The sequence below is a fragment of the Mesorhizobium sp. M7A.F.Ca.US.014.04.1.1 genome, assembly GCF_003998745.1.
GTDB classification, from domain to species: Bacteria; Pseudomonadota; Alphaproteobacteria; order Rhizobiales; family Rhizobiaceae; genus Mesorhizobium; species Mesorhizobium ciceri.
On sequence record NZ_RZRW01001497.1, the window covers coordinates 1 to 412 of the forward strand.

Consider the following 412-nt stretch of genomic DNA (forward strand, 5'->3'; position numbering starts at 1 on the left):
GTGGAGTAGGATCGACCCAGGTCGCCCGACAATGCCGCGCTGATCCAGTTCCAGTAACGCGACAGGATGGGCTGGTCGAAGCCCAGCTTCGCGTTGAGATCGGCAATCGATTGAGGGGACGCGTTCTCTCCCAGCATGATCGCCGCCGGTGTCCCCAGAAAGGACGTAACCGACGTGAACAGCAGAAAGGTCAGAACGATAACGTTCGGAACCATGATCGCTATGCGGGAAAGTACAAGCGCAAGCATTTCTGACCTCAGTGCATCGCGAGGGGATTGAACGAACGGCTCCGGGCGCGCGTCTCGCAAAGCGGGCGGTTGGTGCGCATCTGATGGGCGGCGGTCATATGGCGATCAAATCCTTTCCACCGGTTGCAGGCGGGATAAAGGTCCACCCGCGCCAGAAACCGCGG

At 60.0% G+C, this 412-nt stretch carries 1 pseudogene; it reads right to left on the minus strand.

Annotation, left to right across the window (positions count from 1 at the left end):
- Nucleotides 1-248: pseudogene (locus tag EOA22_RS37320) on the minus strand (ABC transporter permease); the annotation flags it as partial.
- Nucleotides 249-412: the final 164 nt, after the last annotated feature.